The 13,717-nt window shown below is 56.9% G+C and carries 13 protein-coding genes and 3 pseudogenes; 10 read left to right on the top strand and 6 right to left on the bottom strand.

Features of this window, described 5'->3' with window-relative positions; translation table 11 throughout:
* Positions 1-55: 55 nt before the first annotated feature.
* Positions 56-1,622: pseudogene (locus V5735_RS20065) on the top strand (transposase).
* A gap of 819 nt (positions 1,623-2,441) precedes the next feature.
* Here V5735_RS20065 and V5735_RS20060 read toward each other — a convergent pair.
* Positions 2,442-3,221 carry a class I SAM-dependent methyltransferase gene (locus V5735_RS20060; RefSeq protein ID WP_423746548.1) on the bottom strand — a complete coding sequence of 260 codons (780 nt, stop codon included), beginning with the start codon at positions 3,219-3,221 and terminating at the stop codon, positions 2,442-2,444.
* An 81-nt stretch (positions 3,222-3,302) separates the two neighbouring features.
* On the opposite strand from V5735_RS20060, the pseudogene V5735_RS20055 reads away from it, so the two are divergent.
* Positions 3,303-3,473: pseudogene (locus V5735_RS20055) on the top strand (transposase); the annotation flags it as partial.
* 307 nt (positions 3,474-3,780) lie between these two features.
* Here the strand turns inward: V5735_RS20055 and V5735_RS20050 are convergent.
* Positions 3,781-4,128 carry a hypothetical protein gene (locus V5735_RS20050; protein ID WP_423746547.1) on the bottom strand — a complete coding sequence of 116 codons (348 nt, stop codon included), beginning with the start codon at positions 4,126-4,128 and terminating at the stop codon, positions 3,781-3,783.
* A gap of 1,363 nt (positions 4,129-5,491) precedes the next feature.
* On the opposite strand from V5735_RS20050, the gene V5735_RS20045 reads away from it, so the two are divergent.
* Positions 5,492-5,956 (top strand): hypothetical protein, encoded by a 465-nt coding sequence (locus V5735_RS20045; RefSeq protein WP_423746546.1) that lies wholly within the window; start codon positions 5,492-5,494, stop codon positions 5,954-5,956.
* 90 nt (positions 5,957-6,046) lie between these two features.
* Here V5735_RS20045 and V5735_RS20040 read toward each other — a convergent pair whose 3' ends face one another.
* On the bottom strand, positions 6,047-6,376 hold the full coding sequence (locus tag V5735_RS20040) for a hypothetical protein (RefSeq protein WP_423746545.1): 330 nt from the start codon (positions 6,374-6,376) through the stop codon (positions 6,047-6,049).
* Positions 6,377-6,434: 58 nt separating this feature from the next.
* Between V5735_RS20040 and V5735_RS20035 the strand changes: the two are divergent.
* Positions 6,435-7,214, top strand: a pseudogene (locus tag V5735_RS20035) (transposase); the annotation flags it as partial.
* 270 nt (positions 7,215-7,484) lie between these two features.
* On the opposite strand, the gene V5735_RS20030 reads toward V5735_RS20035, so the two are convergent.
* A complete protein-coding gene (locus V5735_RS20030; RefSeq protein ID WP_423746544.1) occupies positions 7,485-8,015 on the bottom strand; it encodes a helix-turn-helix domain-containing protein in 531 nt (176 codons plus the stop codon).
* A 236-nt stretch (positions 8,016-8,251) separates the two neighbouring features.
* On the opposite strand from V5735_RS20030, the gene V5735_RS20025 reads away from it, so the two are divergent.
* Together V5735_RS20025 and V5735_RS20020 are read left to right on the top strand one after the other, a co-directional pair.
* Complete coding sequence (locus V5735_RS20025; RefSeq protein ID WP_423746728.1) at positions 8,252-9,193, top strand: NADP-dependent oxidoreductase; 942 nt, start codon at positions 8,252-8,254, stop codon at positions 9,191-9,193.
* A gap of 36 nt (positions 9,194-9,229) precedes the next feature.
* A complete protein-coding gene (locus V5735_RS20020; protein ID WP_423746543.1) occupies positions 9,230-9,718 on the top strand; it encodes a universal stress protein in 489 nt (162 codons plus the stop codon).
* 108 nt (positions 9,719-9,826) lie between these two features.
* Here V5735_RS20020 and V5735_RS20015 read toward each other — a convergent pair whose 3' ends face one another.
* On the bottom strand, positions 9,827-10,225 hold the full coding sequence (locus V5735_RS20015) for an alpha/beta hydrolase (protein WP_423746542.1): 399 nt from the start codon (positions 10,223-10,225) through the stop codon (positions 9,827-9,829).
* Positions 10,222-10,779, bottom strand: a complete 558-nt coding sequence (locus V5735_RS20010) for an alpha/beta fold hydrolase (RefSeq protein WP_423746541.1) — start codon at positions 10,777-10,779, stop codon at positions 10,222-10,224. The genes V5735_RS20015 and V5735_RS20010 overlap by 4 nt, the downstream gene beginning before the upstream one ends.
* A 202-nt stretch (positions 10,780-10,981) precedes the next feature.
* Between V5735_RS20010 and V5735_RS20005 the strand changes: the two genes are divergently transcribed.
* From V5735_RS20005 to V5735_RS19990, 4 genes are all read left to right on the top strand, one after another.
* Positions 10,982-11,437 carry a DUF6069 family protein gene (locus V5735_RS20005; protein ID WP_423746540.1) on the top strand — a complete coding sequence of 152 codons (456 nt, stop codon included), beginning with the start codon at positions 10,982-10,984 and terminating at the stop codon, positions 11,435-11,437.
* The gene (locus V5735_RS20000; protein ID WP_423746539.1) at positions 11,434-12,027 is read left to right on the top strand and encodes an NADPH-dependent FMN reductase; all 594 of its coding nucleotides are present in this window, start codon (positions 11,434-11,436) and stop codon (positions 12,025-12,027) included. Before V5735_RS20005 ends, V5735_RS20000 begins: the two co-directional genes overlap by 4 nt.
* A 263-nt stretch (positions 12,028-12,290) precedes the next feature.
* Entirely contained in the window at positions 12,291-12,752 is a 462-nt protein-coding gene (locus tag V5735_RS19995) for a DUF6069 family protein (RefSeq protein ID WP_423746538.1), read from the top strand.
* A complete protein-coding gene (locus V5735_RS19990) occupies positions 12,749-13,711 on the top strand; it encodes a WD40/YVTN/BNR-like repeat-containing protein (protein WP_423746537.1) in 963 nt (320 codons plus the stop codon). The genes V5735_RS19995 and V5735_RS19990 overlap by 4 nt, the downstream gene beginning before the upstream one ends.
* Positions 13,712-13,717: the final 6 nt, after the last annotated feature.

The raw sequence follows: 13,717 nt of genomic DNA, 5'->3' as shown, positions 1-13,717 counted from the left end.
AGAATCGAAATCAGATGAGAAATTCTCAATACCCCTTTCGGACCGTGCTTGTCGGATGACCTATGCCTACAAGATCGGAATCGAGTTCAGGGAGGCGTTGCGAGATGGAGCGTGTCTCCGGGCTGCGGTGAGCGAGGTCACGCTCTACGCAGATCCGCTTGAGGACGGCTATCCAGAGTGGCATCCCGCGTCGTATCCATTCCACGGAATGCTCAAACTCTTTATTTATCCGGAAGTCACCGGAGACAGCTATCGTTCCCTCACACGCCATCCAGAACTTGCCGACGTATTCAGTCTCGACCAAGTTCCAAACGAGTCAGTCATCTCTCGAACGTGGCGCAATCGCTTTGGCGACGATGTTCGTGGATATGTCACTGCCAGCGCACACTGCTTAGTCAAGGAGATACACAACGAGGACCTCGCCGTTCCCGAAGTCCGGCCACTGGAGGAAGTCAAGCGGTCATCAGAGGAGACTACTGACTCGGTTGAGGATACCACCCAATTATCTGACAAAGAAATGTATCGAACAACCCGTCTCGCTCGTGAGCATGGCTTCGGTCCGTTCGACTCCGGGAGAGCCAAGAACGTGACGTATGAGGACACGCGATTCTTTGAGCTTCAGACGTTCATCGTGATGGTCGGCTGTGGTACACCACAGGGTGCGGCCCGGTTCAAGTTCCGACGAGGCAAAGAGTACGGCCCCCACGGAGACACTCACCTCCGAGCAGTCAAGCAATTCGATCCTGAGAACCCGCTCAATGGATTTCAGCAGGTGACGGAACGACTCCTCTCGGTAATTCAGTCGGAGTCTTCGTTTTGCCGTCCTGTTACCGTAGCGACCGACATCACGACCATTCGCTACTTTGGTAACGTAGAAGGAGTGCCGATGGTTGGCGGGACGAAGGACAGCGAAGGTCGAGCATTCAAGTTCGCCACGCTCTTGATTGTCGGGGGGAATATCCCGCTAATCCTCGCTGTCGAACCTGTCCGTGAGAGTTCGTCATGGGACGAGAACCCACCGAATAGGATTCATCGGGTAGTCCGACGACTTGTTTGACGCGCACAGGAGCACGTACCGATTGAGATGGTGCTGTGCGACCGAGAGTTTGACTCGAAAGTGTGTATCAGACGCTCTCGAATCTCGATGTAAACTATCTCATCCCGGAACGAATCCAGAGCACCGAGCGAGAAATTCTCGAGACGATGAACGAAGATAATCAGGAGGTTGCCGTTGAATCAGCAACTGTCCACGTCTAGCAGGGTTCGCACGCGATGCAGTTCCTGCATGTTCCCTCGACGAAGGGCGGGGGGACAGCAGTCTTTGCGACGAACCTCTCGGTTGATCCCGAGGAAGCCGAAGCGTTCTGTCGTCGATATCGCCGTCGTTGGCAAATCGAGAGCGAGTACAAGAGTATCAAGAACGACTTCTTGGCGAAGACATCTTCCAAGGACTACCGAGTACGCCTGCTCTACTTCGTGTTCGCGGTACTACTGCATAACATCTGGCGGCTCACCGATTTCCTATTGAAAGCGGGTGTCGGTGGAGAGATGGACTACGCCCCGGTTCTGATAGCTGGTGAGTGCGTCGAGTGATTTGCTCAGCGCTACTCCCACCGGATTAGCGCTTCACACCGACTCGGATCACTCATTGTGAGTGACGACGCTCTGCGAGACCCCAAATTTTAGGCTATTTTCGTTCACTTGGGGAAATTCATCCGAGAGTGGCAGTTGCATCCTCACCAAACGAGCCCAATAAAGCCGCGATTGGCCCAGAAAATATCCGAAAATGACTCATCCTCCGAAACTGTGTTGTTCTGCGAACAGCACAGAAGTTGAGACCATTCCTCTCAATGCATGGAGGAGACGGTATCTCATTCAGTACATTTGAACTCTGATCGCTCTCCTATACGGTTCGCTAGCAGATGAGGGTGGATCTTAGCTATCGAAGGGACCCTTGTCAGTAACCATGCGTCTATCGACAGGGTAAAAATGAAGGTCGAGCGGCAAGAAGTTCGGGTGTGAATTCGTTTGAGTGGCCTGAAAATCGTTCGCTGCCTCTAACGATTGGTGCAACAGCGGTCGGCTTTATAGCTCTCTGGCAGATAACCCATATCCCCTCTCTGGTCTTGTTAGGTATCGGACTCGCAATTGTACTAGTTGATATTTGGCGAGCTGCTTCAATGCGACAGAGAAGTGAGCAGTCGGCTCATTCTTATGGCCTCTGAGCGGGCTGGAGGGTAGCAGGATATGAATGATCCACGTGTAAACGGAGAGATGACTATCAACCAGGGTGACTCGTGTCTGTAGACAGTGAAGAGAGAATGTTACCAACAGACTATGCCGACGCCAGGTCTTCCGCACGATCGCTACGACCTCATACCACGAGTGGACTTCCGCCTTGAATAGAAGTTGAGACTGGTGCGCTCAATGCGGACAACAGATCATTCAGCCATATACACGGCAACGATACGGAGCCGGCGATAGTCTGCAACCCACGTCCCATCTATGAACTGCCTACCCCGGAGACGATCCTCGACGGTCGAGATGATCCCCTGTTGTTCTTCGTCTGGAATCGGGGCCAAGAGACTATCACCGAACATTCTGAGCCATGACGAGAGTCCGTCTGTGCCGCCGTCGAGCTCTGTCGGACGGTCAAAGAGGGTTGCATAGCGGACCTCAAAGCCGTGTGCTTCGAGTTTCGTAGTGTATTCGCCGACAGTTGGGAAATACCACGGGCTTTTGACCTCGTATCCTCGCTCAGCCGCGACATCTTGTACTGTCTCAACAATGGAAGCGATATTCCCTATACCGCCGAGTTCGGCGACAAACTGTCCGTTGGGTTGGAGTACATTTGTAATCGATTCGAGGACGGCGTCTTGTTCAGGAATCCAGTGAAGTGCTGCGTTCGAGAACACGGAATCGAATGGCTCTGCGAACGAGAAGTCACGGGCATCCGCATGGACGAAATCGCATTCGGGGTAGGTCTCGCGTGCCTTCGTAATCATCTCCTCTGATGCATCGAGGCCGATGACATTCGCTCCGGCGTCGGCAATTCGATGGGAGAGATGGCCGGTGCCGCAGCCAAGATCGATGATCTGTTCGCCAGCTTCTGGTTCAAGCAGATCGACGACGCCTTCGCCGAATTCGAAGACGAATGAGTGACCCTCATCGTAGGTAGTTGTATCCCAGTTGTTTGCTTTCTCCTTGGACGGCTGATTCATATTGGTACTGTTCCTGAATAGTCTATTTCAATCCGACGAACTGACAGTTGTTTCGTCGAGGTGTATTGCCGCAACGATATCAAGAACTTTGTCTTGCAATTCTTCTACTTCGTATTCGTGTGCTTGCTGTATCTGATTTGGCGTGCTGTTGATCTCTTGGTGCAGATCGACATGACCGGCGAGTACGAGCGATCACCAATTGTGACGGCAAACACGGTTCTTACACTGCTGAAGCGGACTGGCGTTGGCTAAACCCGTGTTTCAAGGCAGTGAACGCTTGGTCATCAGCGGCAGCTCTGGTTCAAACCATCGCTAATTCGCGAAAGAGTTAGAATAGTACTCAGAAATGACTTCTGGGAGTCTATTTGAAGCGCTTGCAGAAGTGTGGATTGGATGAAATTGTGCATTCTGGCCCCTCTATACCTGCTGTAGTCTCATCTCCCGGCACCAGCAGAAGTTGAGACTGCTGCTCTCAATGCATACGGTGGAGCTACCTGAGACCCTGTTCGGGGAGATTGTAGCTAGGCCAGTTACTTAGTAGAGCACTAATCTAACAACCCTACCAGCCACTATCTTCTGGTTTCCACGGACGGGCCTGCCAGTATTGTCTGGCCCGTATGCCTGCCGCAATTCCAACTGCAAGATAGGCAATAGCCCATATTGAGGCCCCGCTGACACCAACTGCATAGATAACCCCAAGAAAGCCGCTTAGTGCCATTACTCCAAACATGATTGCAAGATTAGCTGCGGTGTATCCACGAACGAGGACAGACCCTGCTCCAAGGATGGCGGCGACTCCGATGAGAAGGAATGGAAGACGCTCAAAGTAACCGTACCACATGGCTATGAAACCAATGACTATCAATCCGTATGGAATGTATCGGAGGCGTGCTTTGCGGGAGATCATACCAAAACTGAAGTACAATTAAACAATAATTTTCCGCTCTGAATGTGTCTTTTGTCGTTCTCTCCGTCGTCTGTATAATCAGGTAGACGAGTTCTTTGATGTACCGTAGCCAGCCTCTCGACGTAGCTGAGACTCGTGAATTACGCCGGACTACCTTGAAGACCTCTCTAGCCGTTGTAATCCCTTCACATAGGTTGTGCGTGTTCGTCTACTCGTTTATGCTAGGAAGAGGGTAGAGAACTCCATACCAAAGTCTATAAAGTACCGTTCCAATCGCGCTCCCCAGCGCGAGACTCTCGCGTTCAGAGTCCGTAATCGAAATCATCAGCTTCAGGAACACAGCAACGAGCGCGACAAAGGTCGCAAAACGACGCCAGTAGCTTGTGCGGATTTTCCAGTAGTCGCGGTCACGTGTCCAACCATGCACGATTTGGTATGTAACCCCGAGTACAAAGTACCGAAGATTCAGGTGGCTTGGTTCGCCCTCTTGATTGCCCAGTATCCGAGCACCCTTTTGAATCGTCCGGTAGAGGGCACTAAGAAATCTAATTCGGGCTTTGCTCCGTCGTGAAATCATTATTTCTGTATTGTATAGTCATATTATAAGATCTTGGATATAGTTACTCGTGGTAGATACGCAGTACCTTTTCTTGAGCTAACTTCTCAATTTTTGATCCTCCGATGTTGTGGGAATTCGATGTCAAAAGTTGAGATTTTGCTTTTAAATGGATATCTGGGTCAGATTTTTGTCATCGCCTGCAAATCCCGAAGTCTGTTACCCTATCCTCCACAATTTGAGTTCACTACCGGAGAGCATTACCAAGATCATCACACTGTATCCACTTCTCCTTCCGATTCTCATCTAATGTGTGTTATCGCACGTCGTGTAATAGCGCCGATGGCGAATCCTCCGATTCCAAGGCCGACGAAAATCGCAAGGATATGGATGTCCGTCGTCAGCGAGACAGGATAGTTAACCGAACCAAGACTGGCATTGATATGCATCGCAACGACTCCCCCGAGTGCGAACAAGCCTGTGATCAACCCACTCACGAGAAACCTGTCGTTGAGAAACGCGCTGATCGTCGCGACACCAAGCACCACTACCACTGGCCCGATCATGAACGGAAAAGTATCCGGAAGCCCACCGAGCACTATCGCGGTGTATGCTAAAGCACTCCCAAGACCAAAAGCGCCCCCAAAGCGGAAAACTGTCGAGAGCGGTGCTGGTTGCGGCCAACGAGGATGGAAGAGACGGTTGTACTCATAATGTACTACCTTTCTATTCAGTACTAAATAATTTACACTCGTTCATCAGGGCGTATCCATACATGTTTGAAGTACTGACTGTATCGTTTGTTTGATGGTCAAAACCAGCCTCTTCGAAATAATCCAGAAGATGGGTAGGCTCCAAATCGGAACTCCTGCGTTTCAGCGCAGGCTTAGTGGGATGGTTCTCAGCAGCATCGGAGTGATAACTGGACTGATGCACATTGACCATCTTCTCGAAAATTCACATACGATGCCGGTTATCTCTGGTGTCGTATTCCCACTTTGTCTTTCAGTAGTGTTATTCTACGCTGGATACTGGTTAGCGACAAGCGACTATCGGGGCGAACAGGCTGTTACCATCGTCGTTTGGAGTGTTGCCGGAGCCATTTGTCTCACACTCGTAGGCGCAGCTATCTTCACCTCTGACATACTTGTTCACCACCACTCGTTGCCAGCAACAAGTAGTAACACGCCATTCATAATCCTTCCCAGTAGTGTGACGGAAGGTACAGTTACCGGCTTCATCTACGGAATATATGTGACCTGGAGCCATTAGCAGACGAATTGCAAGCGTTGAGTCAGCAGTTCCCAATGTATAGAATATGCTGAGAGGGGGATCTCGTGGCAGTATTCACCCGAGAGCCAGTCATGCGAAAGTGTAGATAGTGAGCACCACCGCCATTCCCACGTCAAACAGGACCAGTTTGACAATAGCAGTAATTCCCCAGTTTTCCCCAACGTCAACCGCGCCGAAGAACCCGCCTTGAGCATGAACTGGATCGTTCGACGAGGGGCCACTCATCGCACTGAATCCGGTCAGAACGGCGGCTATCGCGAATACAGTGAATAGGATGATTTCGAAACTTGCCGCGAGAATCGTGCTTGCGAGGTAGGAACACCCAGTTGCAATGCCTGGATAGAAGATTCCATATCGGGTTAAGAAGCCACCTAGTCGCCGTGTCCGTTCTTCCACCATGCTATAACAACCAATATTCCTACATATATTAACTCCGGAGTCCTCGTATGACCGGTACGCTGGGATCGTCGCGATTGATTTGACGGAGGACAATCCGTTCACGGGCGACCGCACCGGCCATGAAGACGAGATTCTCGGGACGAAAGAGAGTTCGGACGAATACGCTTACCAGTGGGCGACGGTACAGTTGGTCGGCAATGCTGTCCCGATTATCCTGGACGCTCGTCCCGTACGTCGAGGCGAGAGTCGGCTCAAAATCGTCAAGGACCTGCTTGACTCGGCTGAGGAACTCGTCCACGTCGATAACGTGCTGATGGACCGGGAGTTCGATAGCCAGCATGTGCTGGAGATGATTAGCCAACGCGGGCTCACGTACGTCGTTCCGAAGCGGATGCACACGAGCGAGAGAGCCCAAGCGAAGCGACTCCTAAAGAGCGATACAGACCGGTATGTGAACGACCGAAAACTCCACTTAGGCAAGAACGAGTGGCACCAGACGACGCTCGTGTATTGCCGAAACGAGAATTCTGAGCACACTGACCACCGGCAGTATTCGGTGTTCATGTGTAATGGTAATGTGGGACTCCTGAGTGAGTACGGTTATCGCTGGGAGATCGAGAGCGGCTACCGGAGTACCAAGCGGTTCATGGCCGCGACGACCTCCAAGAACTTCGTACTGCGGTTTTTCTACTTCGTGTTCGCCTGTCTGTTGTACTCGATTTGGCGAGCGGTCGATCTGCTCGTGCAAGTCGCGTTGACCAGTGAGTACGAGCACTCGCCGGTGATAACGGCCGACAACACGCTCACGCTACTGAAGAAGGCGACGGGAATTGGGTAGAAAGTTACTCAGTCAGCCCGCACGTTGCCTTTCCGAGTGGCGACACTGGTAGTAGTTTTGAAAATCATTGAAATAATCACTAAAACAACAAGAATGGGTGTTTGCGAGACGACCTGAGGCGGTTTCCATGTACTGATCCGTCCGAAAATACGCATCATAGGCCTGCTAAGCACACTGTAGTCTCAACTTCCACAGTTTCGGAGGATGGATTTGATGCGTGGCTTTATTTCGAATTAACCATCTGAATAGGAGGCATTCGAGATGAACAGGCTACTCTGGTTCGCTGTTCGGTTCGTTGTCCGGGACCGACGATGCGACGAACTTCTTGATGATCCGTCCTTCGGCGCGGTGGAGCACACCGCTCGCGGCCGATTTGTTGACGTCGAACGCCGCCGCCAGTTCAGTGAGCGTGCAGCCACGGGGGCTATCGTAGTAGCCCCGTTCGACCGCCTCGACGATGAACTCCTGTTGGCGGTCCGTGAGCCGTTCGGTCGAATCGTGTGATTGCGTCAACGACTGGATTTGGAACGGTATGTCGGACGCGTGTAACTCGTCGGTGAACTGCGAGAGCCGATCGTGAGAGGCCGAAAGCTCGGTGTGTAACCACCCATCTTGCATCCGAGCGGGGTAATTCGGCGGCGTTCCGGACGCCCGGTTCGCGCGATATCCCTCTGGAACTGGCGTCGTCGCCCGAATCAGGACTGACCGTTCGTCAGTGTGTAACACGTCGTACGAACGCACCTCTGAGGCATCCTCGAAGCGGCGAACGATGGCGTCCGTGTCCGGGCCCCGTATTTCCATCACTCCGAGCAGGCCATCGTTGGTGGGATGGCTCGAAAACAGCTGGAACTCGGTGTACGGAAACTCCGTCGACAGATTCGCCAGCCAATCATCGGTGGCCCCTGGGTTGAGTTTCAGACGGACACGAGGCATAATACTCTGTCACATCTTGGATTGGGCCGCAAGTATATATGGCGGTGAACGTGTTCACCCGTGAATCCGTGGCAGCCCCCACGGAAGAATCCAATGTGGTTACGATGCTAGACCAGATGCACGCGATTCGCGTCCACGAATTCGGCGACCCGAACGCCCTCGAGTACGAGACCGCCCCGCGCCCGGAACCGGCCGCCGACGAACTGCTCGTCCGCGTCCACGCAGCGGGCGTCAATTCACTCGACTGTCTCCTTCGCCGGGGAATCATCAACGAACCGCCGCTTCCCTGGATACCTGGGTACGACCTCTCCGGCGTCGTGGAGACGGTCGGTGCAGACGTCACGGCGTTCGAAGCCGGTGACGCCGTCTATGGTCAGGTCGGCGGGCCCCCTGGCCTTGGCAACACCTACGCGGAGTACGCTGCCGTTCCCGCAGCGGGGGTCGTCCGCGTACCCGAAGCGCTCGATCACACCGAAGCCGCAGCAGTTCCGATGGTCGCGCTAACGGCGTGGCAAGCGCTGTTCGACAAAGGCGAACTCTCCGAGGGCGACCGAGTGCTCTTCCACGGCGCCGCCGGCGGTGTCGGTCACATCGCCGTTCAGTTAGCGAACTGGCGAGGCGCGACCGTCATCGGCACCGGCTCAGCCCACAGCGAGGACTTCCTTTCCGACCTCGGCGTCGACGAGTTCGTGAACTACCGCGAGGAGCGCTTCGAAGACGTCGTCGGCGACATCGACCTCGTCATCGACACGCAGGGCGGCGACACGCGCGAGCGCTCGTTCGAGGTACTCTCCGAAGGTGGCACCCTCGTGTCGCTGAAGGGACAACCGTCCGAGGAACTAATCGAGGAGTACGGGGTTTACGGCCGTTCGGTCTTCGCCCAGCCCGACGCAGCGACGCTGACCAAGATTACTGACCTTCTCGAAGCCGGCACGCTCGACGTGACCGTCAGCAGTGTGCGTCCGCTTGCGGAGGCGAAGGACGCCCACGAGCAGGTCGAAGACGGGCACACTCGCGGGAAACGCGTCCTTCGGGTCGCGGAATGATCGCCCAGTGAAGTTCGGGCTTACGCACTCAAGAATATGATCGACGCCACTATCGATGACCATTCACCAAATTTGCTCGTGACCCTTACCGGAACAGAAATCGACCATCGACTCGTCCGCGAGGCGGGGGCGTACGCTACGGGTAGGGGGAGCCAACTCGTGCTGTTGCGAGTGATGTCCGAGCGCGAGTTCGCCGGTCGACAGGGGGTGTACGCACGGATCAAAGACCTCCCAGAGTATACTCTCGTTCAGGCCGAGGAGCGCGGTCGTCTGAGCGCGGCCCGAATCGGCCATGAGGCACTCGTTGCTGTTGATGTGGAGTTTACTGCTGTCGGCGTGGTTGGCAGCGAGGCCGACCAGATTGTCGACGCCGCGCAAGCGTACGACTGTGCCCACGTCTTCCTCGCGGAGCGACCACGATCGCTGCTTCGACGGCTGTTTGCACGCGATCTCGTATCAGGTAGTCGCGCGCAGTTTCGACGGGCTCGTCACCGTCTTGCAGACCGAGTGCAATGGGAAGACTGACACCGAACGGCCGCCCCTTTTCCCAGTCGGAGAGTCGTGACGAACTAGCTCAGGGGTGCTCCAGTCCAGCACTTCCGTATCGTGCCTAGCCGGATCCGACATTGACTATCACCGGGCGAAGGAGTCGAGTGCGCTGCGCTTGCGCTCGGTCATCATGTCGCTGCCGGTGTGCCCGGCGTCATCAACGACGACTAATTCTGCATCGGGCCACGCGCGGTGCAGTTCCCACGCGGTGTCGAGCGGGGCGGCCAGATCGAGGCGTCTGTGAACGAGAACGCCGGGAATGCCAGCCAGGCGGTCGGCGTCGCGGAGCAGTTCGCCCTCCTCCAGCCACGCGCCGTGCGAGGAGTAGTGCGTCGCGATACGAACGAACGACAGCTTCGCGTCCGGTGGGCGGCCGCTGTAGACGTCTGCCGTTCCGTTCGGCTCCTCGGAGATGACCGTGTCCTCCCATGCGCACCACTCGTCCGCAGCGCGTGTCCGCACCTGCGGGTCGGGGTCGTTCATGAGGCGTGCGTAGGCGGCGACGATATCACCGTCGTAGTCGTCATCGCGGACCCCGGCCCGAATCCGCTCCCATTGTTCCGGGAAAACCGAGACAGGCCTCTGTAGAGCCAGTCGATCTCGGACCGTCGCGTGGTGGTGACACCGGAGATGACGATCTCCGAGACCCGACTCGGGTACCGCTCCGCGTAGGCGAGAAGCACCGTGGAGCCCCACGAACCGCCAGACAGCAACCACCGATCGATGCCGAGGTGTTCACGAAGTCGTTCCATGTCGGCGAGCAGATGGCTCGTGGTGTTACAGCGCATCTCCGTGTCAGGGTCACTCGCGGGAGGTGTGCTTCGCCCACACCCGCGCTGGTCGAACAGGACGATCCGATAGCGGTCCGGGTCGAAGTACCGGCGGTGGCGTGGTACATTCCGACCCCGGACCACCGTGAACGACGAGGGCGGGCTTGCGTCTGGATTACCACAGGCCTCCCAGTATACGTGATTCCCGTCGCCGAAGTCGAGCATCCCCCGGTCGTACGGTTCGATCTGCGGGTAGAGGGCAGTCATATCGACGAACCTCCGAATCGACCGGAGTAAACGGTGCTGGTCCTGCCCGATGGCCCCTGCCGCCGTTTAGTGAGCGGGGCTTCAGCGACGCGCGCCGAACAGAGCGAACGTGCGGTCTGTTCGGTACATCTCGGACGATCCCCTATTAATCGGTGAACCTGTTCACCGGTGCTTGCCTGGGGTCGCTACTCGTAGCACCGCCATGCCTCTACTGGCAACCGCAACCGACGCGAAATCAGCACCGAACGTCGGTGTGTACCGGCTCGCAACGTACGGTCTGTTCGCGGCGATCGTAGCCATGGTCGTGAACAGCGCCATCCTCGTCGTGACGATCGAAGCACTGGGCGTTCCCGCCGGATTCCCGCTCTCGTGGGGGCCGGTCCTCGCGAGCTCGGTGGTTCCGGCCGTCGGAGCGACGGTCGTATACGCCACCGTCGCTCGTGTCTCCCGGCGGCCGAACCGAGCGTTCGCGCTCGTCGCGACGCTCGTCCTGGGCCTCTCGTTCGTCCCGTTCGTGTCTCCCCCGCCCGAGCTATCCGGGGCACCTCAGTCGGTCTTCGTGACCCTGGGGGCGATGCACGTGGCCGCGGCAGTCGCGATCGTCGGCCTGCTGTCGCGAGTCCCGCAGCGTACAGCCTCGGCCGGGGAGTCACCATGACGGGGTCCAAGCCTCACGTCGTCGCCCTGTGTGGCAGTCTCCGCTCGGGGAGTCATACGCGCACCGCGCTCCAGCACGTTCTCGACGCGGCTACAGCGGCCGGGGCGACCACCGACCTCGTCGACCTGCACACCCTTGACCTGTCGGTCTTCGATGCGGGTTCCCAGGATGCAGGCGACGCCGCAGAACTACGGCGGCGCGTTGGCGCTGCCGAGGCGATCGCCCTCGGGACGCCCGTCTATCATGGGTCGTACTCCTCGCCGCTCAAGACCGCGATCGACTACTGTGGCTTCGATGAATTCGAGGGGAAAACGGTGGGGCTCCTCGCGGTCTCCGGCGGTGCGAGTTCGTATCCTGGCGCGCTGTCTCACCTGCGAATGGTCGCCCAATCGCTCCACGCGTGGGTGCTCCCTCATCAGGTCGGCATCGGGGCCGCCGGCGAGGTGTTCGACGAGACCGGCGAGTTCCACGACGAGTACGCCGACATCGCTCGCCGGACCACCACACTCGGCAGGGAGGCGGTCAGCTACGCACGCATCGTTCCCGGCGAGACGAGCACTCGACCCGTGACAGTGAGCGGAAATGATTGACCACTCGCCACGGACGAGTGCAGACCTCGTTTACTCGAACGAGAACTCGACCACGGTCGAGTGGATCCACATCGCAGCTGATTCCGGTGAGCCGATGACCGCGGTGAACGAGGTCTAGAGAGCAATAGGTTCGAAGGGTGGGACGGATGTGGGCCGTTCGGACTCCACCATTTCTGAGAGAAGAACTGATTGCAGACGGGTGTTCTAAACACGTGAACATGTTCATGCGTACTGCAGTGACAGCTCCGGTGTGAGAACTAGGTATGACATCCGCTGCAACGACCGTCGAATCGGACGCGTCGAATCACATCAGCCGAAGGCAACTTATCAGAGCTGGTGTCCTCGCGATACTTACGGCAAGCGCGGTGAACGGCCTCGTCCTCGAGCTCGCACTCACCATGGTCGACGTCCCGTCCACGTTCGAACCCCTCCCGCTTGGCTGGGGGCCGGTCGTCGCGAGTTTCGCGGTCGGTGCAGTCGGCGCAACGGTTGCGTACGGCATCATCGCCGGCTACTCGACGCGGCCGAACTGGACGTTCACTAAGGTTGCCGCTATTGTGTGGGTGCTCTCGTACGCGAACCTTCTCACACCCGCGCTGGCGGGCGCTCCCGCAGTCGTCTACGCGATCCTCGGGCTGATGCACCTGACCACGGGAGTGACTATCGTTGGGGTTTTGCGGCGGGTGCCGACCCACCAGGACGCCGCCGCGGAGGACCCGCGATGAACAACGAGACGCCCCGTGGGACGTTGCTCGTCGGCACCGACCAGGGCGTCTACCGCGCTCCCATTGACTATGTCGCCAATTCACGGCGCGTTCTTGCGACCGACAGCGTCCTTCGAGTTCGCCGGTTTGATGACGTGGTGTTCGCGGCCACGCGCTCCGGGTTGTTCCGCTCGCGTGACGGCGGCAAGACGTGGACCGACCTGAACGTCCCCCGGCGCGAAGTCTACTCGGTGACCCCGAGTCCTGACGGTAAGTGTCTGTACGCCGGGACCCACCCGGCCCATCTGTACGTCTCAGCGGACGGTGGGACCTCGTGGCGCGAGCTGGCGGGCTTTCAGGAGGTACCGTCGCGTGAGACGTGGCACACGCCGCGTCACCGTAACGTAGCCCACATCAGGAGTCTCAGCGTCCACCCTGACACTCCAGATAGAGTGATAGCCGGCGTCGAGGTCGGCGGCGTTCTCGTAAGCGACGACTGTGGCGAGTCCTGGGAGGAGCGCCGAGCGGGACTCCATGACGAACGAGCGGACGATCTCCAGTACGACGTCCACCACGTCCTCGCACTGAGCGGGGATGAGTTGGTCGTCTCGTGTGGAGGCGGGCTCTACCGGACGCGGAAGACCGGCCACTCGTGGACGCGACTCGACGATCACGACCACCCGTACTTCCGGGAAGCGTTCGCTCATAACGGACGGCTGTACACGGCGGCGACTCGAGGCCCTTGGGCCGGCGAGATGGACGCTACGCTGTTCGAGTCGACTGATCAGGGCGATTCTCTTGAAGTCGTATCGTATCCTGGTGATGGTGACGAGTTCATTCTCGCGTGGGCGGCACCCGATAGAGCCGACGAAGATGTGTTCGCAGGAACGCACACCGGCTCAGTGCTCCGACGAGTTGACGGTGAGTGGACAACGGTTGGAAACGTCCCGGCGCGATGTCAGTCGTTAGCCATAATCTAACCAGTG

The sequence above is a fragment of the Haladaptatus sp. SPP-AMP-3 genome (assembly GCF_049568665.1).
In the GTDB taxonomy this organism is placed as follows: Archaea; Halobacteriota; Halobacteria; order Halobacteriales; family Haladaptataceae; genus Haladaptatus; species Haladaptatus paucihalophilus.
The sequence above is the reverse complement of the archived record's forward strand: the minus strand, read 5'-3'. Positions and strand labels throughout refer to the sequence as shown.